This window comes from Bacillus sp. HMA207, assembly GCF_003402455.1.
GTDB lineage: Bacteria > Bacillota > Bacilli > Bacillales > Bacillaceae_G > Bacillus_A > Bacillus_A cereus.
The window spans coordinates 397,521-418,092 of record NZ_BEZT01000002.1 but is presented as its reverse complement, the minus strand read 5'-3'; the positions used below and the strand labels follow the sequence as shown (position 1 = coordinate 418,092).

The window sequence follows — 20,572 nt, the reverse complement described above, 5'->3', positions numbered from 1 at the left end:
CAACATACACACATAAAATCTTATACACAGTATAACATCACATCTAAAATCGCAATGTAAGCATAATGTGTATACCCCAATGTGATTACGCCAGTTTCAAAATAAGAAATTCACATTCACCCCATGTAAAAAACCTTTTTATAAGTATGAAAAAAATTTAGGAATTAGTTTATCTTTTTTTAATGTTTTATTTAGAGGCAGTTTATAGTCGAGTATTAACATAAGAAACGTAGCAACTAAGCTCGTATATGACGCACTGCTACTATAATCGCTAACCGTACTACCTAAAATCATAAAATAAGGAGACGATAAAACATGAACAAAAAAACAAAAACACTATCATCCATACTGCTCGGATTCACATTAGCATTAACAGGGTGTGCTGGTACTAAAGCTGAAGAAAATCATGGGAAACAAAAGCAAGAACAAGTTGCTAAAGAAACAAAAAAGGAAAATAAATTAACTAAAGGGCAAAAAATGGCTAATATTCTTAGCGAGACAAATTGGCAAGGTACACGAGTGTATGACAAAGATAAGAATGACTTAACAAAAGAGAATGCAAACTTCATCGGTCTTGCAAAATATGATGCGAAGTCAGGCAGATATGAATTTTTTGATGCTAAAACAGGTGCAAGTCGTGGCGATAAAGGAACTTTCTTTATCACAAATGATGGGAAAAAGAGAATATTAATTTCAGAATCAATGAAGTATCAAGCTGTCGTTGACATGACAAAACTAAATAAAAATCTATTTACTTATAAACGAATGGGGAAAGACGCTAACGGTAAAGATGTAGAAGTTTTCGTTGAACATGTTCCATATAAAGAAAAAGAACTTTCTTTCACTGATCCGGACAAGCAGCTGAACACGACTACAGGAGATATTGTTAAAAACGTTGATGGAGATAAAATTTTAGGCGGTACCCTTTGGCACGGAACAAAGGTATTAGACGAAACTGGTAACGATGTAACACAGTTTAATTCGAATTTTATAAGTCTAGCAAAATTTGATGACAAATCTAATAAATATGAGTTCTTCAATAGCGAAACAGGTCAAAGCCGCGGTGATTATGGCTACTTCGATGTTGTACACGAAAATAAAATAAGAGCCCATGTTTCAATTGGAAATAACAAATACGGTGCTGCTCTTGAACTTACTGAACTAAATAAAAATAAATTTACGTATAAAAGAACTGGTAAAGACCAAGCTGGTAACGATATAACTATATTCGTTGAACATGAACCTTATAAAGGTGATATGAAACCACAATTTAGCTTTTAAAAACGTTTGATTCTCTTTAAAAAATCATCTCATATCCACCCTCAACACTTCAGCTTGATTGTTGAATATGAAAACTTTAAAAAGCCTTACTACACATAAATTGTAGTAAGGCTCTGACTATTTAAGATAAAAATTAAAAGACTTCATTCCATCTATACAAATAAAGTTTAACAACTGATATTATCATCCCCTCCAAGGAAAAGAAACCTTATTTCAACTTTCCTATTGATAAGTTAACACGATAATTCCCGTATTTTAATAGTCGTCCTAGAAAGTTATCTAAGTCTTCATTGGAAGCAAAATGTGTTTTTAATAAATAACACCCCTCACCACTTATACGGTGTACTTCAGAAACCCCTTCTTCTCCTTGAAAGAAATTCATAAACTCTTGGTGATTGGCTGTTGTTACGAACAAAGTAACAAATGCAGTCACTACTTGCCCTAATTTAATTCGGTTTATTGCAATTGTATACTGTTCAATAATCCCTAGATCCTCTAATCTTCGAATTCGATTTCCCACAGCTTGCCCCGTCATATGTATTTTTTGGCCAAGTTCTTTCCATTGTATTCTTGAGTTTTCTCCTAATAATTTCAGTATCTCAAAATCTGTTTGATCAATGATATAAACCAATCCTTTCACCGTGAAAGTAGAAAGCCCGAAAGTATTTCGCCAACTTATTCTGCTTATCGATACAATTCACTATACTTAGTTTATCCTCTTACATCACATTATTTATCAGCTATATTTACTTATAACACAGAGGACACAACAAAAAAATACATCTAGATTTAAAGGAGGTTACAAATATGTTATTACAAGAAATTCTAGCGTTCAATGAACACTTTGTAGAAAATAAGGAATACGCTCATCGTGAAGCGACAAAGATGCCTAAAAAACGTATGGTTGTTGTTTCTTGCATGGATGCTCGTTTAATTGAGCTACTTCCAAAAGCTTTAGATATACACGATGGTGATGCAAAAGTTATCAGAAATGCAGGTGGTAAAATTGCTTCTGCTTTTGATAGTGTTATGCAAGGTGTTGTAGCGTCAGTATACGATTTAAATGCAGATGAGATTTTCCTTATTGGACACCATAGATGTGGCGCGAGCCAAACGAATCCAAAAGGAACACTTCAAAAAATATTAGATCGCGGAGTAGTTTCACCAGAAATTTTATCAGCGATTGAATATGCTGGTATTGATCTTGAAAAATGGTTATTCGGATTTGATGATGTTTGCGACTCAACGCAAGCTAATGTTGATTTAGTAAGAAATCATCCACTTATCCCAAAAGATGTTCCTGTACATGGTTTAGTTATTGACCCTCACACAGGTAAATTAGATGTAGTGGTTGATGGCTATAAAGCGTTAAATAGTGAAACAAAATAATAATTATCACGTATATGAAAGGAAGTTATGAGATATGAAAAAACAAGTATTAGATATGAATAGACAAGAAGCTACGCAAAAAATTCTAGCGGCAAAAATTAAAAAAGGGTTAACTTGGGAAGAAATTGCAAAAGTAAGTGAAAACTCTGAGACTTGGGTTGTAACAGCATTATTAGGACAAGCTACAATGACACGTCCAGAAGCAGAAAAAATCGGTAAACTATTAGAATTAGATGAAGAAGTAGTTCAAGCATTAACAGTAGTTCCACTTCGTGGCCAAATAATGGAGATGCCTCCTACGGACCCGATTGCATATCGTTTATATGAAATGATGTTACAATATGCACCAACTATTAGAGAATTAATCTTAGAAAAAGCTGGCGAAGGTGTAATGAGTGCAATTAACTTCAACTTGGGTGTAGATACACAAGAAGATCCAAAAGGTGGCGATCCTCGTATCGTGATTACACTTAACGGTAAATTCTTACCATTCCGTGCATGGTAATTAATTTAAAATCTATCTATATAATTAAATTAATTTTATAGATTTACAAAATCCATCCTTTTTAATCTAACTGTGTAGAAAGGATGGATTTTTACTATGAAATTCTTTTTCGGCAAAGGAGAATAATATGAATAAAAAATACTTTAATACGAGCTTTAATATTCTACAATGGTTTGTGTTTCTATTAGCAAATGCAATTGCATTACCTATAATTATTGGTGGCATATTTCATTTACCAATAGAAGATGTCTCAACATTAATGGAGCGAACTTTTTTAGTTGTAGGAGTAAGTTCATTTATACAATCATGGTTTGGGCATCGCTATCCCATTGCGGATGGGCCAGCCGGTTCATGGGTAAGTATATTTGTCATATTGGGACAAGTCGCTATGCATCAGGGACAAAGTGCAAAAGACGTTTTGCAACTTTTAGAAGGTGGATTAATTATTTCAGGCATATTACTCTTCGTTCTTGGTATAACAGGGCTTGTTCATCGAATCTTACGTTTATTTACCCCTTTAGTTACAGGAACTTTTCTTTTAATCTTAGCACTTCAGCTTAGTGGTGTGTTACTAAAAGGAATGATGGGATTACAAGGATCTGCAACTCATCCTGACTATACAACAGCTACTATTGCTCTCTTTATTTTTGCCCTTATTACTTTCTTATCAATTAAAGGGAGAGGATGGATGAAAAGTTACGCTGTATTACTTGGAATTTCATGCGGTTGGCTTTTGTATGCAGTATTAGGAAAATCATCTCATATGCCTTCGCACACAACGCTAGTTAAGTTACCAGAAATATTTGCTTGGGGCACACCTAGATTCGATATTGGAATGACTCTAACTGCAACTTTATTTACATTTCTTTTAGTTGCAAATACAATTGCTGCTATTTCGGCTGTAAAACAAGTGGCCCCATTATCTAAAGAAAATGAAAGGCAAACACTGAACCGTGGTGTCTGGGTCGGAGGTATATCACATATTATCTCGTCGTTGTTCTCTACAATTGGAATTGTACCATTACCTGCATCAGCAGGATTTATCCAACTAACAGGACAAAGAAAAGTGAAGTCGTTCCTTATAGCAAGTCTTATATTAGCAGGAATTTCTTTTATTCCCTCAATTGTAAACTTTATATCCTTGCTACCAGGACCTATTGCTAATGCTGCACTTTTAGCAACACTTGTCCAAGTAATAGGAATTTCATTTCAATCCATTTTACGCGAAGAAGTAAATCAACGCCGATTAACTATATTAGGAATTTCATTACTAATCAGTTTAGGAATAATGTTTCTTCCAGAAAGTGCATTTAGCGGTATTACTTCTTCCTTACAATATGTTTTAAGTAATGGCTTACTTGTGGGTACCATACTTGTCATTCTATTAGAACAATTTTGGAAAGAGTAAAAAGCGCCCTACTTATAGGGCGCTTGTTTTATACTTAATGACTAATACTAGCTGTTGGGTATAATGTTGTTCCTCCAATTGAAACTTTTATTTCATTTGTTAATGGAACGTTTTGTTCATTAATAATTGTTCTCCACCATTCCCATGCAAGACCTGTACATTCTCTTGCTACAATTTTTATATTTTTTGAATTCGGTGGAAGAGGGATAACTGTAGAGTAATGAGCCGTTTTGTCTTTTCCACTACCATCCCACGTTTTATGTGTTAGTACTTCGTTACCCTTTTGATCAAATGTGAATTCATCCCAAGATACATCAAATTGAGCAACGTAAGCACCGTAATGATCAAGTGTCATTTTAGCACTTGAATATTCTGTAGTTGTCGTCTCAATATAATCTGTATTGTTATGAACAGCAGCAGTTGCATTATCTTTTAAGAAAGTACTTGTATATGAAATTGGGTATGCTGGATTTTTAAGACTTAATTCAGCATTATCTTTAATAATATTTCGGATTTCATTGAAATCTTTAGTAACAACCTTGTTATGTTCTTTCGCATCTCCGCCTAATACTACAGCAGTAAAGGTACTTTCTTCAAAAATATCTTTATACTGTCCACTTGTTTCAACGCTGTTATTCTTAAGTAAGGCTTTAAAAGCAGCTTGTACATCTTTGCTCTTAGATGTTGTTTCTAATTTTACATAAATCGTTCTACCATAAGCTACATTTGAAACCATAACAGGTGGAGCCGAATTATTTACTCCTTTTCGAGTTAACTCGTCAAAAGTAACGCTATTATCAAAAAGGTCGGATGGATTGTTAGGTAGTTCAGCACTTACCGTATAAAATATTTGCTTATACGCCGCTACCATCACTTTTTTCTCTCCATTTGCAACCGCATTAAAATCAATATTTAGACTGTTATCAAGATATTTAGCGTTAACATTAAGAGCACTTGCAATTTGTGATTTACTATAAACCATAGATTCCGTATACTGCATTCTTGCAGGTAACGTATGTGTTGTAGAATACTTTTCATTCCAAGTAGATACTAAATCGTCTACTGCTCCAGCTACATTACCATATGTCGGATTTTGGACAGTGATTGTATTTTCTTTTCTCATGCCCGGTAAGTCTATACTAATATTCAAAGGCTTTCTCTTAGCCACTAATAAACTCGGTTGATTGTCTGCAAAAGCTTTATTAGCAAGTTGTACAGCTCCTGGATACGTGCGATTCACTACAGAATCAATAATTGAAATATCGACTGGTGACGTTGTAAGTGATTTTTTCTCGCGTTCCACTACTACAAATTTACCATTTGAATTGATACTTTCTTTCGGAACAAAACTTTCTACTTTATCACCATTTACAGCTAAAACCTCTTGATTATTATATTTAAGATTTGCTATACCAGTATCAATGCCACTAGCATTTTTGGTTACATCAGTTGCATTACTTGCTTGTGTTTCTGCGAAGGAAATAGATGAATAATTAATAGTGCATAGACTAACTAATAAACATGCAAGGAACTTTCTTCTTTTAGTGTTTTTTTTAATATTCAGAAAAATTACCCCGTTCTTTTTTTAGTAAAATATGATAATGATTGATAAATGATTGCTAACTAATAAATTTACATAAATGCTTTTAAAAGTTCTTGAATTAACGGGATTACGCCACCTACAAATTTTAAAACTGCCATTGCGATTTCCATATTATTTCCTCCTTTTTATTGCTACGAAAATATGATTTATCTTTATGCCCTCATTATAGTGACCCCTTACACTTTTATCAATACACTCTGATATGCAATATTACATATAAAAAAACAAGCTGAATTCTTTTGAAAAATTATACAGAGATATTTTTTCGTTTGGTACATACTTGAAAAGGTGAAGCATTCTTTTGCATTTTATGAGTAATCACATAAAAAAAGCTGCTGCCTATAAAATACAGACAGCAACTTCAACTAGAGTGTCTTGCATAATCTACGCAAGACATTTTATAACTAATAAACTGCTATTGGCCCATAAGGACCATTAATAATTTCTATTTTTGTTTCAAAAATATCTGTCAAAAGTGTTGAGTCCATAACCTCTTCTACTGTTCCAAAAGCAGCAATTTGTCCATCTTTCATAGCACAAATTTTATCCGAGTATTTAGCTGCAAAATTTATGTCATGCATAACAGTCAAAATTGTTCTTCCAAATTCATTAGCTGCACGTCTTAAATGCTCCATCATTTGAACAGAACGAGCAACATCAAGGTTGTTCAAAGGTTCGTCCAAAAGTACATATTCCGTCTCTTGGCACAGTACCATCGCTACATATGCCCTTTGTCTTTGACCACCAGAAAGCTCATCTAAATATCTATTCTCTAAACTAGTTAAATCTAAGAAATCGATATATTTAGAAATGATAACCTCATCTTCTTTAGTCAACCTTCCCTTTGAATAAGGAAAGCGCCCAAATCCAACTAATTGTCTAACTGTAAGCCTAGTTACAAAATGATTTTCTTGTCGCAATATAGTCAAAACTTTTGCTAAGTCTTTTGATTTGGATTCAGAAACATCCATATTTGCTACCTGAATTTGGCCTTCATCCATATCTAAAAGTCTGCCAATCATCAAAAGTGTCGTTGACTTTCCAGCACCATTTGGTCCAATTAAAGAAGTAAAGCCTGCTTTTGGTATTTCAATATCCAAAGGTCCTATTTTTACCTTATCAGTATAGAACTTTTTAACATTATCAATTTTTATCATAAAGCCCTCTTCCTTAAAACTATAGTTAAGAATATGATTCCACCAAATAATTCAATAATAACTGAAACTACACCTTGAGCATGGAATACATGATACATTAAAAAGTATGCACTCGTCATTATTAAAAATCCTATAGCAAAAGCCATCGGAAAAATATATCTATGATCATAAGTTGACGCTGCCTGATAACTCAAAGTTGCCACTAAAAAGCCGTAGAAAGTAAGTGGCCCAATTAGAGCTGTTGAAATGGACATTAAAATAGCTACTAATACAAGCGTATAAATTACACTAGGTTGGTATTTAACTCCAAAAGAAGTAGCGACATCTTTTCCTAGTGATAAAACATTCAAATTCTTAGAATGAGCAAAAATTAATACCGCTACAATTATGATCATAGGAATTACAATAGGAAAATATGCAGGATCTGCATGATTAACAGAACCAAATAGTCTTGCTTGTAAAATATCAAATTCTGAAGGCGCAAGTAGTTTTCTCATGAAAGTTGACACAGAATTTAGCCCGGTACCAATAATAATTCCAACTAAAAGCATAAGTTGTAAATTCCCGTATTTACCGGAAAGTAACCATCCATAAAGTATCAAACTCATGAAGACCATAACAACAACTTGGAATAAAAATGAGCCAATTCCATTAAAATTTATTAACGCACTAGCACCAAAGAAGAATACTGTACTCGTTTGAATTGCTGAATAAAGTGATTCGAAACCTAAAAGTGAAGGAGTAATAATTTTATTATTCGTAATAGATTGGAAAGCAACTGTCGACAAGCTATGGCAAACCGCAGCAATAATCATTGCAACAATAGCTACTATCCTTCTCTTAACAACTGGGATAAAAGAAGGTGAATCTATCGGAACTGGATTGTTATACACTAAAAGTCCATATGAAGAAAGAAGACCTAAAGCAATCAATGTTATCAGTAAAATCCAATAACGTCTTGCTTCCTTCTTAGACCGAAAAGCGCTAGCTGATCTACTTTCATTATGAAGGCTAGAATCGATTTCGACATTTTCTTTTTTTCTATATTCTAATGTGATCATCGTAGCCTCCTTGGTTTTCTTTGTCTCAATAAAATAGTAATAAACACGACTGCTCCCACTGTTGCAAGTATTAAAGAAACAGGTAATTCAAAAGGCTGTATAATTGTTCGAGAAATGATGTCACAGGCAGTTATTGATCCCATTCCGATCACACAAACCCAAGGTAAATTACTCCTAAGATCATCACCTTTAAACATTGAAACGATATTTGGCACAATTAATCCTAAGAAAGGTAAGTGTCCAATAACTGCTGCAACAATTCCAACTGCAACAGAGATAAGAGCAGTCCCAAAAAGAACAATTCTATTGTAATTAACTCCAAGACTTGTTGCGACATCTTCTCCTAGTCCAGCTAAAGTCAATCTATTAGCATACATAAAAATAAGAAAAGTAATGATAACAATCAGCCATAAATATTCATATCTTCCCACCTGAATGTTAGCAAATGAACCTACAAACCAAGTTTCAATACTTTGCGTCTTTTGAAAAAGGAGTCCTAAAAAAGTAGACACTGCAGAAATTACTGCTCCAAGCATCAATCCAATAATCGGAACAATTAAAGACGAACGAAGCTTAACTCTTCTTAAAAATAGAAAGAAAATCATAGTTCCTATAAAAGAAAAAATGATTGCACCAGTCATTCTTTGAACTAAAGTCGGGGCAGGAAATAATAAATACACAAAAAGCAGGCCTAAGCCTGACCATTCAATAGTCCCCGTTGTAGTAGGTTCAACAAAGCGATTCTGTGTAATGAGTTGCATTACGAGCCCTGCCATCGCCATCGCAGCTCCAGTAAGCATTAATGCAGCTGTTCTCGGAACACGAGTTATGAAAAACATCTCTGTCCCGTCCTCTTGTCCACGTATATCATAAACTCCAGTAAACAGTGATATAATCCCTAAAATTATAACAACTATAACTGCTATTATAAAAGGTTTTGTCCATATTTTATTTTGATTATAAAACTGGGGTTGAGAAATATTCTCAACCCTAGAAATCATATTTTTTGACACTGTTTCGTACCCCTTTACACTACTTAGCTAAAGTTTTTGCCATATTTCCAAATAACTCTATATAAGTTTGAATTGATTCATTTGTGTAAGTATCTTCTGGTGCATAAATAACTTGTTTTTTAGAAACAGCAGTTGTGTTTTGAAGAGCAGGTGATTTAGAAATAACATCCTTAGCAGGTGTTGACTTAGCTGCATCAGATGTTGCAGCATCACGATCTAATACGAAAATCCAATCAGGATTTGTTTGTGCAATAGCTTCAACAGAAACGTCATCACCTTTATGACCTGCAGTAGAATTTGAAACTTCTAACGCTGGAGTCCAACCGAAAATTTCATACATTGGTCCCCAAACGCGACCAGAATGTGGAGCAGCAAAACCAATATTACCACCAGTAACGATAACACTCATAACTTTATCTTTTCCGTTATAAGCAGATTTTGCTTTTTCAATAGATTTATCAAAATCAGCTACTAATTGTTTAGCTTCTTTATCTTTATTAAAGATTTTTCCTAAAGTAATTGTAGAATCTTTAAGTCCTTTTACTAAGTTTTCGCCAGGCTTAGTAGCTTTCTCAGAAACATCAAAATTAAGATCAATAACTGCTGCATTTGGTACTAATTTTTTGATTTCTTCGTAATGGTCAGCAAATCTTTGACCAACAATTACAAGTTCAGGATTTGCCGCTGCAATAATTTCAAGATTTGGCTCACGGTGATTCCCAATATTTTGAACCTTTTCATCCTTTTTATATGCTGAATCAGCAGGCATGATATCCTTTGGAGCAGCCGCTAATTTAATTCCCCAATCAGATAAAGTTTCAAAAGTTCTGTTATCCAAAGCAACTACATTCTTTGGGTTTACAGGGACTTTAACAGTTCCATGAGCATCAGTGATTTCAACCGTTTTTGGCTTATCACTACCATTATCTTTAGTAGCCTTCGAAGTTTCTTTACTTGAATCTGAGCAAGCTACTAACATTAAAGTGAAAATTGCTAGAATACTCACTAATTTTAAAAGCATAGATTTTTTCATATGTATACTCCTTATAGTGTGATTTATTTCGAAAATGATGACATCCATAGATTGAATTAGAAAGTAATTTTCATTCAATTGAATCGCTATTGATAATCATTTTCATTTGAACATCCTGTTAATTAGTATAGTCATTAATTCTGTGAAAATCTTGTGAATGGTATGAATTCATAAAATCAAGCATAAAAAGTAATATGTGCGGTCAGGACTGTTGATTAACCTTCATTAAATACTTTCTCAACAAATACGGGACAGAGACCTTCCCTTACAAAATACGCGCAGTAATAGCTAATATTTCACAGAAACTACTTTATTATCTTATTTTTATCATTCAACCATTGAATAGCCTCTGCCATGTATCGTTTGAATATATCTATCTTTCTTCTCGCACTTTAGCTTTTTTCTTACATACCCAATATATAAGTCTACTACATTCGGATTTACTACTACGTCATATCCCCAAACTTGATTCAAAAGCATTTCACGGCTTAATATCGTATTTTTATTCTTAATTAAAAATACAAGTAAATCGTACTCGCGCTTCGTAAGCGAGAGATTTTTGCCACCTTTTTTCACAATATTGCTAGATGCATCAACAAAGAGATCTTTAAACTGAAAAAAGTTTGTCTCATTTTGCTGGTTATAGTCACTTCTTCTTAAAATAGCTTGAACTCTCGCTACTAATTCTTCCTTCACAAATGGTTTTCTAATATAATCATCTGCTCCTGCTTGTAACCCTGCTATGCAATCCTCGCTAGAAATATTGTTGGTCACAATAATGATTGGTGTCGTTTTAACAAGTCGTATTTGTCTACAAATTTCTGGTCCCGATATACTTAATGAATCCCAATCCAATATGATAATATCCCAATCTTGCTCATATGCTATATTTAAACCTTGGTTTTCATTGTGAAGTTTTAAAATGAAATGGCCCTCTTGCGTTAAACCGCTTACGATTTTCTTTGCTGAAGACCGTTCATTTTTAATCACCAACACCTGCTTCACCGATGGTTCACCTCTACTTCAATATAAATTATTTAGATAAAAAAATTATCCCGAAAAAATAATTTAAGATTTATAAATTTAAAACCCCTAAATAATCCATTAAAACAGTTTATTAGGAGAACTCTATATAATCTTACAATAGGTATGGATAAAAACACAAAACATATGAAGATTCGAATAAAGTAAAAAAATAATAATTACTTAACAATTGAGCGTTTACAATCTGCTATAGTATCTACCCGCTTATCATCAATAACCATTTTTTATTCTCTCTTTCAGGGATACCGTCCCATCGACTTCAGCATTCTATAAAACCACAAACAAAAAGAACCATAACCTCACCAACCTGGCAAAATTATGGTTCATATTATACAAAATAAAAAACCACCAAATATGTATTGGTGGAGACGGTGGGAATCGAACCCACGTCCAAAAATATCGGCACTTAAGCTTCTACGAGTGTAGTCGATATATTAGCATTTCGCGAACTCTTCGGCCTATCGACAGGCTTCCAAGTTGCTAGTCTGGTTATTCTCTTCCTTTGTCCTCAGACGGCGAACTCCGGCGTAGTCCACTTAGTTTGAGTCCCTTACCCTACCACATGGACGATGGAGGGAGGAACCTTTAGTGCAATTAAGCAGCTAAAGAAAGATTGTTTTGTTTGCCAATTATAGGCTTTGACGTTTTAACGAGGCCGATCCCCTCGACTCGCAACCTAAGCTCGAACTATCCCTGTCGAATCCGTAACGTCCCCATGATAAAAATGGAGCATACGAAGAAAATATCGTGATAGCTACTAAGAGCTGTTTTTCAATGTGCAACAACCTTACATAAGTTATTATAACATACGCGCTCCATTTTACAAATGTAAATATCTGTATTACATCTTTTGGCGATCACGGAACGCGCGTGCAATTTCACGTTTAGCTTCTTTCTCTTTTAAATCGTGACGCTTATCATATTGCTTCTTACCTTTTGCTAAACCAAGTGCCATCTTTGCAAATCCATTTTTTAAATAAATTCTAAGTGGAACTAATGCGTAACCTGTTTCTTTCGCAGCGCCCGCTAGTTTATCAATTTCTTTTTTATGCAGAAGTAATTTTCTCGTACGAAGTGGATCATGGTTGAAACGATTCCCTTGTTCGTACGTATTAATGTGCATATTATGAACCCATACTTCACCATTATGTACACGTGCAAACGCATCTTTCAAGTTTACGCGTCCAGCGCGAATCGATTTAATTTCCGTTCCTTGAAGGACAAGCCCTGCTTCGTATGTTTCTTCGATGAAATAATCATGAAATGCTTTTTTATTCTGTGCAATAACCTTACCTGTACCCTTTGGCATATAACGTCCCTCCTCTATTTTCACTATTGTAACAAATGTTAATAAAAAGCGAAAGTGGCTCACTCAGAATCTTTGGACATTGAAACTCCCGACAGAGAAGCGCTTTTTGCTTCGGCCGAGGGAGTGAAATGGCCAACAGATTCTAGCCACTGTAGCTGGATTCCATTAAAAGCGAAAGTGGCTCGCTCTTAAGCCACGAAGAAAAAAGAAAAGGCCCCGCTTTTCATCAAAGCGAAGCCACTCTTTTCTTACTTACGCTTTTTCTTTTTCTTCTTGAATCCTGGTACGTTTTCGAAGAATGCTTTTTTCTTCTTACCGTTACCATCTTTTTTTCCTGGCTGGCTAGCAGAAGCGGATGCGGATGCAGATCCTCTTCCTTTTCCTTTACCACCACGGTCAAATTTTCTACCTGTGCCACGTTCACCGCCGCGCTCATTACTGCGCTCGCTACGTCCACCGCGTTTCTTTCTGCCTGTTCTTGGCTGCTCGATAACGACTGGACGATCTTTGAACTTACGGCGAGGTGTGCCTTTCATGCCAACGATTTCAAAGTCGATTGCACGCTCGTCTTTGTTTACGTTAATAACGCGAATTGTAATTTCATCACCGATGCGGAATACGTTTCCTGTACGTTCTCCGATCATAGCGAAATGTTGCTCGTCATAACGGTAGTAATCATCCGTTAAGTAGCTAACGTGTACAAGACCTTCAATTGTATTTGGAAGCTCTACGAATAAACCGAAGTTTGTTACAGAGCTAATCATACCGTCATACTCTTCACCGATCTTATCAACCATATACTCTGCTTTTTTCATCTCATCTGTTTCACGCTCTGCTTCAACAGCACGGCGTTCCATATTAGAAGAGTGCTCTGCAATCTCAGGTAATTTTTCACGCCATTTTGCTTGCGTTTCGTTGTCGACTTTACCATTAATAATGTATTCACGAATTAATCTATGAACGATTGTATCTGGGTAACGACGAATTGGTGATGTGAAATGTGTGTAGAACTCAGTTGATAAACCGAAATGTCCTAAACTATCCGCATCGTAACGAGCTTGCTTCATAGAACGAAGCATAACTGTTGAAATAACTACTTCTTCTGGCTGTCCTTGAACCATTTCAAGTATTTGTTGCAGCGCACGAGGGTGCACTTCATTCGCACGTCCTTTTACCGCATATCCGAAGTTCGTTACAAACTCGAAGAAACGCTCAAGCTTATCTTCTTTCGGATCTTCATGGACACGGTACATAAACGGTACGTTCATCCAGTGGAAGTGCTCTGCTACTGTTTCATTCGCAACAAGCATAAATTCTTCAATTAACTTCTCTGATACAGAACGATCGCGCATGACAACGTCTGTCGGTTTTCCTTCTTCATCTACTAATACTTTCGCTTCTTTAAAGTCAAAGTCAATTGCACCACGGCGCATACGTTTTTCACGTAAAATTTGTGCCAATTGACCCATCTCTTTAAACATCGGTACGAGCGGCTCATAACGCTTAATTAACTCTTCGTCCTCATCTTCTAAAATGCTTCTTACGTCAGCATACGTCATACGCTCTGTCGTTTTAATCACACTTTGGAAAATCTCGTGTTTAACAACATCACCTAAGTTGTTGATTTCCATTTCACAAGATAATGTCAGACGGTCTACTTTCGGATTTAATGAACAAATACCGTTAGATAGACGATGCGGAATCATCGGGATTACACGGTCAACAAGATACACACTTGTCGCTCTTTCCGCTGCTTCTACATCAATTGGAGAACCTTCTTGAACGTAATGACTTACATCCGCAATGTGAACGCCTAGCTTGTAGTTACCATTTTCAAGCTTCGTTACTGTAACAGCATCATCTAAGTCTTTCGCATCTGCACCGTCAATCGTTACGATCATTTGGTCACGTAGATCACGGCGATCTTTTAAATCTTCTTCTGAAATCGTTTCTGGTACACTGTTTGCATGCTCCATCACTTCCTCAGGGAATGCTAAAGGTAAATGATGTTTATGAATGACAGATAAAATATCTACTCCTGGATCATTTTTATGACCTAGAATTTGAATAACTTCACCTTCTGCACTTAAACGATTCTCTGGATAGCTCGTAATTTTCACAACTACTTTATGACCTTCTACAGCGCCCATAGATGCACTTTTCAATACGAAAATGTCACTCGTCCAGCGCTTATTGTCAGGTATAACGAATCCAAAGTTTTTCGATTCTGTATATGTACCAACTAGTTCTTTCGTTCCGCGTTCTAAAATGCGTACAATTGAACCTTCTTGACGTGAACCGCTTGATTGAGAACTAAGGCGTGCTAATACGGTATCGCCATGAAGTGCACCGTTTAATTCTGTAGGCGGGATGAAAAGATCATCGTCTCCTGTTTTCTTCTCATCTGGTACAACGAATGCAAAACCACGTGCATGTCCAATTAATTTACCGCGTATTAAATTCATCTTTTCAGGAAGACCGTAACGGTTGCTACGAGTACGAATAACAAGTCCCTTTTCTTCCATCGTTACAAGTGCCTTTACGAAATCTTTAAAGCCCTCAGAACCTTCAATCCCAAATGCCTCTTCTAACTCTTGTATCGTTAGCGGTTTATACGCTTCTTCTCTCATAAATAATAACAACTTATCAATATGTTCTTGTATGATTTCTTCCAAGCAAAAATACCTCCTTTAAAACCTTATATTATTTAGTGTATCCGAAAGATAGGGGATGTATAAAGTGAAACTTCAATACTCCCCTTATGATTTTTACAGTTTTCACAAAAAATTCCTTATGAAAAAAAGAGGCAACTAGATCTTACCAATCTAGTTGCTCCAAGAAGTTATATACATCCTCATGTAGCTCGTCACGTTGTTTATCAAGTGTAATGACATGCGTAGAGTCTTCATACCATTTAATGTCTTTTAACGTAGATTCTACACCATTATAAATAATGTTAGCACTATCTGTATTAATCATTTCGTCATGACGTGCTTGTACAACAAATGTTGGTGCATAAATCATATCCACATTGTTACGTACGTCAGCAATTAATTGTTGTAATGCTTTTAATGTATTCATCGGTGTCTTTTGGAATTCCAACATTTCTTGTTCAATTTGTTCAGGTGATTTTTGCTCACGTTTTTTATATTCGCGGGCATATGCCAATATACCTTGGTACATCGTTTCTTCGCTCTTAATATACATCGGTGCACACATTGGTACTACACCTAAAACCGGTACTGTATAACCTAATTTTAAAGAAAATACGCCGCCGAGTGACAATCCAACAACAGCAATTTTCTCAAAACCTTTATCTTTTAAAAGCTGATATGCCTCCGTTACATCTTGCCACCAATCTGTAGGCCCTGTATGAACAAGCTCTTCTGGTGGTACACCGTGCCCTTTATAAATTGGCGCATGACAAGTATAGCCTTTCTTTTCTAAGAAACGCCCTAACATACGTACATCAGCTGAGTTCCCTGTGAATCCATGTAGTAATAAAACAGCGCGGTCTCCACCCTCAAATGTAAATGGTTTCGGAGATGCTAATTTCATCATGTATTTCTCCTCTTTCTCTTCTGTAATCTAGTCGTATTCTTTCTATATCTAGTGTACCATATTTGTATTTCTATAATCTAATTAGAAACATCTTTCAAATAGCAAAACAAAAAAAGAAGAACCATTAGTACCATTCACTAACGCTTCTTCTTTCAATTCTATAAATTGAAGTACGTAACACCAATTGTTAATACAAAGAACAATACAGCTAAAACAATTGTAATACGGTTTAATACCGCTTCAATTCCACGTGCCTTTTGCTTACCAAATAATTGCTCCGCACCGCCTGAAATTGCACCTGAAAGGCCTGAGCTATTACTAGATTGCATAAGTACCATAACAATCATTAAAATCGATACAATAATAAGTAAAACTGATAATAACGTATGCACTTGGCGTACCTCCTACAAAGATTCAGTTATTGTAACTGTAGCATAAATTCTATAGAAAAGCGAGAGCTATAGAGGCGCTCTCGCTTTTCTTCTATTACATAAACATCATCGCAAATAACGGTCCAAGTAAACATGTCAAAATTGCTGTTAATGTCATTGTTACCGATCCAATAACACCTTCATGTTCGTTATTTTTCATCGCTCTCATCACGCCCATAATATGAGAAGCACATCCAAATCCGATACCTTTACCAACTGAGTTTGTAACACGGCTCCATTTTAATAAAAGGGGTCCTGTAATCGTTCCAGTAATACCTGCGATAACAACGAAAGCTGCTGTTAAGGAAGGTACACCACCGACTTGCTCTGAAACACTCATCGCAACTGGCATTGTCACCGATTTTGGTAATGACGATAAGATTAAGCTTTTATCCGTTCCCATAAGTGAAGCAATCGCAAAATCACTAGCGATTGCAACTGTTGTACCTACTAATACCCCGCCAGCAATCGGTACAACATATTTTTGCAGAACATGACGTTGTTTATAAAGAGGAATTGCAAATGCTACAACACCGGGTCCAAGTAGCTTTGCAATCCAGCCACCACCACTTTCCATATAATGTTGATATGGTATATCAAGCACGATAAATAGAAAAGCCATTAATCCAGTTGCTACAAGCATTGGAATGGTGAATGGTGTTGGAAATAATTTATAGATTTTTTTAGATAATTGATATAATAGCACCGTAAAAAGAACCCAACCGATTCCGATTAATATTTGGCTCATCGCGACTCTCTTTCCTTCCTATTCGCAAGATATTGTCCTGTATGTCCTGCGACAATAATAATTAAAAATGTACTCGCTACAACTGTAATGAAAAGAGAAATTCCTTTACTCATAAAAAAAGCACCGTAATTCATTAGGCCAAGCGTTGGCGGAATTAATAAAAACGGCATAATAGCAACGAGTGTTTCTGCTCCTAAATCGAACCATTTCACTGGAAGAACTTTTAGGCTAAGTAAAACAAGTAAGAGGAACATTCCAATCAAACTTCCTGGAATCGGAATATTTAACATTTCTTGCACCCAAGTTCCAACCATATAAAACACGTAAAGAGCAGCAATTTGGACAAGAATCTTTGTAAATTTCATGTTCATCATCCCTCATGTTTATACGATCTTCTGTTAATATCTTTATCATAGTATAAATTGTAAAAAGCTGCAATTTATCAACTTGACAGCAAAAACAGCCTATGTTATACGCTTACAACCTTGATATGACTGCATTTCCAAACGGAAATTATGTCAAAAACCTTGACCTAATATAAAAAGTTTTTATTTTCTGAATTTAAAAGACTATTATTTCAATAAAATAATCTTTTTATTCTTAAACTTACATATATATAAAGTGAAACTTTAATCAATGAGGTTTTCCTCATCTTCATTAATTATTAGCCCTCGCCAAGCGGATTTGTACGGGATAAACAAGATAGGTGGTGAACATATGCCCAAAAAAGTTCTCATTTTTTGTGATCCTGGGATTGATGATACGATGGCTCTCCTCTTAGCATTCTTTATCGATGAAATAGAAATCGTTGGTATCGTTGCTGATTACGGCAATGTTCCAAAAAAAATGGCCGTAGAAAATGCTCATTTTTTTAATAACGAAACAAAGAATAGAAATATCAAGATATTCGGTGGTTCAGAACGTCCCCTTACTGGTGCCCCACCTGCGTTTTTTACGGATGTACATGGGAAACAGGGGCTCGGTCCAATTATTCCAAAGGTGAATGTGACTAACGGAGAAATGGAGAATTTTTTTGAAGTCATTCCTCTTATTGAACAGTATAAAGATGAATTAATCATTGTAAGTTTAGGAAGACTTACCTCCCTAGCAATTTTATTCATCGTATGTAAACAGTTAATGAAGCAAGTTAAATCTTACTACGTAATGGGCGGTGCCTTTTTACATCCTGGTAATGTTACCCCTATTTCCGAAGCAAACTTTTATGGCGATCCTACCGCTGCTAATATAGTCCTTCAATCTACAGCTAACATGTACATATACCCATTAAACGTTACCCAATATTCCGTCATTACACCAGAAATGGCAGAGTATATTGAAGCAAAAGGAAAAGCCCCACTTGTCAAACCGTTATTTGATCATTATTACTACGGATATTATAAAGACGCCCTACCACATTTAAAGGGGAGCCCCTTCCATGACACAATGCCAATACTCGCTTTATTTGATAACTCTATGTTCACGTATCATAAATCACCTATTGTTGTCATGACAGAATCCTCTGCACAAGGAGCAAGCATAGGGGAATTTCGCTCTCTAGTGAACCAGAAGCCATTTATTGATTGGCCGGTTCATCAAATTGCAATTGATTTTGACTATAACCGCTTCTTCAAACATTTCATGTCACTTATGACGGGTGAACAATTTTAGCATAAAAAAACAGACCGTGATTTCTCACGGTCTGTCGTTTATTTTCTACAATTATCGTTTGATGTTATAGAAAGATTTGATACCATCGTAAACAGCGATTTCGCCTAGTTCGTCTTCGATGCGTAATAATTGGTTGTACTTAGCAATACGGTCAGTACGGCTCATAGAACCAGTTTTGATTTGGCCAGCGTTAGTTGCAACTGCGATGTCAGCGATTGTAGCATCTTCAGTTTCACCAGAACGGTGAGATACAACTGCTGTGTAACCAGCACGCTTAGCCATTTCGATAGCTTCGAAAGTCTCAGTTAAAGTACCGATTTGGTTAACTTTAATTAAGATTGAGTTAGAGATACCTTTTTCGATACCTTCAGCAAGTTTTTGAGTGTTAGTTACGAATAAATCGTCACCAACTAATTGTACTTTATCACCGATACGCTCAGTTAATAATTTGTGACCATCCCAGTCGTTTTCGTCTAAACCATCTTCGATAGAGATGATTGGGAAGTCTTTGCAAAGCTCTTCATAGAAATCAACCATTTCTGCAGAAGTTAAGCCAGTACGGCCTTCGCCTGCAAGGTCATATTTACCAGTTTCTTTGTTGTAGAACTCAGAAGAAGCAACGTCCATTCCTAAGAATACGTTCTCGCCAGCTTTGTAACCAGCTTTTTCGATAGCTTCGATGATTACTTCTAAAGCTTCACGGTTAGAACCAAGGTTTGGAGCGAATCCACCTTCGTCACCTACTGCAGTGTTAAGACCTTTGTCATGTAATACAGCTTTAAGTGCATGGAATACTTCAGCACCCATACGGATTGATTCTTTGAATGTTGGAGCACCAACTGGTAAGATCATGAACTCTTGGAAGTCAACGTTGTTATCAGCGTGAGAACCACCGTTGATGATGTTCATCATTGGAGTTGGTAATTGTTTTGCATTGAATCCACCAAGGTAACGGTATAATGGAAGACCTACGAAGTCAGCTGCTGCGTGAGCTACTGCCATAGATACACCAAGGATAGCGTTAGCGCCTAGTTTACCTTTGTTTGGAGTGCCATCTAATTCGATCATAGCACGGTCGATACCAGCTTGGTCAGTTACATCGAAACCAGCGATTTCTGGAGCAATAATTTCGTTAACGTTGTTTACTGCGTTAACAACACCTTTACCAAGGTAACGAGATTTGTCACCGTCACGTAATTCTACTGCTTCGTGCTCACCAGTAGATGCACCACTTGGTACGATAGCGCGTCCGAAAGCGCCGCTTTCTGTGTAAACTTCTACTTCTACAGTTGGGTTACCACGAGAGTCAAGGACTTCGCGAGCATAAACATCAATAATTGTTGACATAATAAATTCTCTCC

The 20,572-nt window shown here is 35.9% G+C and carries 19 protein-coding genes and 1 other RNA gene; 5 read left to right on the top strand and 15 right to left on the bottom strand.

What is annotated here, in order from left to right; genetic code table 11:
- Positions 1-315 precede the first annotated feature (315 nt).
- Positions 316-1,281, top strand: coding sequence for a DUF4822 domain-containing protein (locus HMAS_RS22600; RefSeq protein ID WP_025709813.1), 966 nt, complete (start codon positions 316-318; stop codon positions 1,279-1,281).
- A 208-nt stretch (positions 1,282-1,489) separates the two neighbouring features.
- On the opposite strand, the gene HMAS_RS22595 is transcribed toward HMAS_RS22600, so the two are convergent.
- On the bottom strand, positions 1,490-1,921 hold the full coding sequence (locus tag HMAS_RS22595; protein WP_025709812.1) for an Lrp/AsnC family transcriptional regulator: 432 nt from the start codon (positions 1,919-1,921) through the stop codon (positions 1,490-1,492).
- A 167-nt stretch (positions 1,922-2,088) separates the two neighbouring features.
- Here HMAS_RS22595 and HMAS_RS22590 point away from each other — a divergent pair, with 167 nt between their 5' ends.
- The 3 genes from HMAS_RS22590 to HMAS_RS22580 all read left to right on the top strand — a co-directional run bounded on the left by HMAS_RS22590 (position 2,089) and on the right by HMAS_RS22580 (position 4,583).
- Positions 2,089-2,670: a beta-class carbonic anhydrase gene (locus HMAS_RS22590; protein ID WP_025709811.1), complete on the top strand. Its 582-nt coding sequence runs from the start codon at positions 2,089-2,091 to the stop codon at positions 2,668-2,670.
- 55 nt (positions 2,671-2,725) lie between these two features.
- Positions 2,726-3,175, top strand: coding sequence for a cyanase (cynS, locus tag HMAS_RS22585; RefSeq protein WP_025709810.1), 450 nt, complete (start codon positions 2,726-2,728; stop codon positions 3,173-3,175).
- A gap of 127 nt (positions 3,176-3,302) precedes the next feature.
- On the top strand, positions 3,303-4,583 hold the full coding sequence (locus tag HMAS_RS22580) for a purine/pyrimidine permease (RefSeq protein WP_116345044.1): 1,281 nt from the start codon (positions 3,303-3,305) through the stop codon (positions 4,581-4,583).
- A 34-nt stretch (positions 4,584-4,617) separates the two neighbouring features.
- Here the strand turns inward: HMAS_RS22580 and alo are convergent, their stop codons facing one another.
- The 13 genes from alo to HMAS_RS22515 form a co-directional block, all read right to left on the bottom strand.
- Positions 4,618-6,147, bottom strand: a complete 1,530-nt coding sequence (gene alo, locus HMAS_RS22575) for an anthrolysin O/cereolysin O family cholesterol-dependent cytolysin Alo (RefSeq protein WP_116345043.1) — start codon at positions 6,145-6,147, stop codon at positions 4,618-4,620.
- Between the two features lie 443 nt (positions 6,148-6,590).
- On the bottom strand, positions 6,591-7,343 hold the full coding sequence (locus HMAS_RS22570; RefSeq protein WP_000590071.1) for an ABC transporter ATP-binding protein: 753 nt from the start codon (positions 7,341-7,343) through the stop codon (positions 6,591-6,593).
- Complete coding sequence (locus tag HMAS_RS22565) at positions 7,340-8,404, bottom strand: iron chelate uptake ABC transporter family permease subunit (protein ID WP_000631245.1); 1,065 nt, start codon at positions 8,402-8,404, stop codon at positions 7,340-7,342. Before HMAS_RS22565 ends, HMAS_RS22570 begins: the two co-directional genes overlap by 4 nt.
- Positions 8,401-9,417 (bottom strand): ABC transporter permease, encoded by a 1,017-nt coding sequence (locus tag HMAS_RS22560; RefSeq protein WP_000042075.1) that lies wholly within the window; start codon positions 9,415-9,417, stop codon positions 8,401-8,403. The genes HMAS_RS22565 and HMAS_RS22560 overlap by 4 nt, the downstream gene beginning before the upstream one ends.
- Before the next feature lie 19 nt (positions 9,418-9,436).
- Positions 9,437-10,450: a siderophore ABC transporter substrate-binding protein gene (locus tag HMAS_RS22555; RefSeq protein WP_070180666.1), complete on the bottom strand. Its 1,014-nt coding sequence runs from the start codon at positions 10,448-10,450 to the stop codon at positions 9,437-9,439.
- Between the two features lie 327 nt (positions 10,451-10,777).
- On the bottom strand, positions 10,778-11,455 hold the full coding sequence (locus HMAS_RS22550; protein WP_000815809.1) for a response regulator transcription factor: 678 nt from the start codon (positions 11,453-11,455) through the stop codon (positions 10,778-10,780).
- A 399-nt stretch (positions 11,456-11,854) separates the two neighbouring features.
- Positions 11,855-12,209: a transfer-messenger RNA gene (gene ssrA, locus HMAS_RS22545) on the bottom strand.
- A 126-nt stretch (positions 12,210-12,335) separates the two neighbouring features.
- Complete coding sequence (gene smpB, locus HMAS_RS22540) at positions 12,336-12,803, bottom strand: SsrA-binding protein (RefSeq protein WP_001123919.1); 468 nt, start codon at positions 12,801-12,803, stop codon at positions 12,336-12,338.
- A gap of 248 nt (positions 12,804-13,051) precedes the next feature.
- Entirely contained in the window at positions 13,052-15,478 is a 2,427-nt protein-coding gene (rnr, locus tag HMAS_RS22535) for a ribonuclease R (protein ID WP_000391087.1), read from the bottom strand.
- A 142-nt stretch (positions 15,479-15,620) separates the two neighbouring features.
- Positions 15,621-16,361 carry a carboxylesterase gene (estA, locus tag HMAS_RS22530; protein ID WP_000761986.1) on the bottom strand — a complete coding sequence of 247 codons (741 nt, stop codon included), beginning with the start codon at positions 16,359-16,361 and terminating at the stop codon, positions 15,621-15,623.
- Between the two features lie 161 nt (positions 16,362-16,522).
- Positions 16,523-16,756, bottom strand: coding sequence for a preprotein translocase subunit SecG (secG, locus tag HMAS_RS22525; protein WP_000557264.1), 234 nt, complete (start codon positions 16,754-16,756; stop codon positions 16,523-16,525).
- 94 nt (positions 16,757-16,850) lie between these two features.
- Positions 16,851-17,543, bottom strand: a complete 693-nt coding sequence (locus HMAS_RS22520) for an LrgB family protein (RefSeq protein WP_000078304.1) — start codon at positions 17,541-17,543, stop codon at positions 16,851-16,853.
- Complete coding sequence (locus HMAS_RS22515) at positions 17,540-17,908, bottom strand: CidA/LrgA family holin-like protein (RefSeq protein WP_000673222.1); 369 nt, start codon at positions 17,906-17,908, stop codon at positions 17,540-17,542. The genes HMAS_RS22520 and HMAS_RS22515 overlap by 4 nt, the downstream gene beginning before the upstream one ends.
- A gap of 352 nt (positions 17,909-18,260) precedes the next feature.
- Between HMAS_RS22515 and HMAS_RS22510 the strand changes: the two genes are divergently transcribed.
- Positions 18,261-19,211 carry a nucleoside hydrolase gene (locus HMAS_RS22510; protein WP_001125055.1) on the top strand — a complete coding sequence of 317 codons (951 nt, stop codon included), beginning with the start codon at positions 18,261-18,263 and terminating at the stop codon, positions 19,209-19,211.
- A 51-nt stretch (positions 19,212-19,262) separates the two neighbouring features.
- Here the strand turns inward: HMAS_RS22510 and eno are convergent, their stop codons facing one another.
- The gene (eno, locus tag HMAS_RS22505) at positions 19,263-20,558 is read right to left on the bottom strand and encodes a phosphopyruvate hydratase (protein ID WP_000103951.1); all 1,296 of its coding nucleotides are present in this window, start codon (positions 20,556-20,558) and stop codon (positions 19,263-19,265) included.
- Between the last annotated feature and the right edge of the window lie 14 nt (positions 20,559-20,572).

What these genes read in the sequence shown, in the direction of transcription:
- cynS (WP_025709810.1), top strand. Translation starts at nt 2,726, where the DNA reads ATGAATAGACAAGAAGCTACGCAAAAAATTCTAGCGGCAAAAATTAAA.
- smpB (WP_001123919.1), bottom strand. Translation starts at nt 12,803, where the DNA reads ATGCCAAAGGGTACAGGTAAGGTTATTGCACAGAATAAAAAAGCATTT.
- HMAS_RS22565 (WP_000631245.1), bottom strand. Translation starts at nt 8,404, where the DNA reads ATGATCACATTAGAATATAGAAAAAAAGAAAATGTCGAAATCGATTCT.
- HMAS_RS22580 (WP_116345044.1), top strand. Translation starts at nt 3,303, where the DNA reads ATGAATAAAAAATACTTTAATACGAGCTTTAATATTCTACAATGGTTT.
- HMAS_RS22600 (WP_025709813.1), top strand. Translation starts at nt 316, where the DNA reads ATGAACAAAAAAACAAAAACACTATCATCCATACTGCTCGGATTCACA.
- HMAS_RS22570 (WP_000590071.1), bottom strand. Translation starts at nt 7,343, where the DNA reads ATGATAAAAATTGATAATGTTAAAAAGTTCTATACTGATAAGGTAAAA.
- HMAS_RS22510 (WP_001125055.1), top strand. Translation starts at nt 18,261, where the DNA reads ATGCCCAAAAAAGTTCTCATTTTTTGTGATCCTGGGATTGATGATACG.
- HMAS_RS22520 (WP_000078304.1), bottom strand. Translation starts at nt 17,543, where the DNA reads ATGAGCCAAATATTAATCGGAATCGGTTGGGTTCTTTTTACGGTGCTA.
- HMAS_RS22555 (WP_070180666.1), bottom strand. Translation starts at nt 10,450, where the DNA reads ATGAAAAAATCTATGCTTTTAAAATTAGTGAGTATTCTAGCAATTTTC.
- HMAS_RS22590 (WP_025709811.1), top strand. Translation starts at nt 2,089, where the DNA reads ATGTTATTACAAGAAATTCTAGCGTTCAATGAACACTTTGTAGAAAAT.
- estA (WP_000761986.1), bottom strand. Translation starts at nt 16,361, where the DNA reads ATGAAATTAGCATCTCCGAAACCATTTACATTTGAGGGTGGAGACCGC.
- HMAS_RS22515 (WP_000673222.1), bottom strand. Translation starts at nt 17,908, where the DNA reads ATGAAATTTACAAAGATTCTTGTCCAAATTGCTGCTCTTTACGTGTTT.
- eno (WP_000103951.1), bottom strand. Translation starts at nt 20,558, where the DNA reads ATGTCAACAATTATTGATGTTTATGCTCGCGAAGTCCTTGACTCTCGT.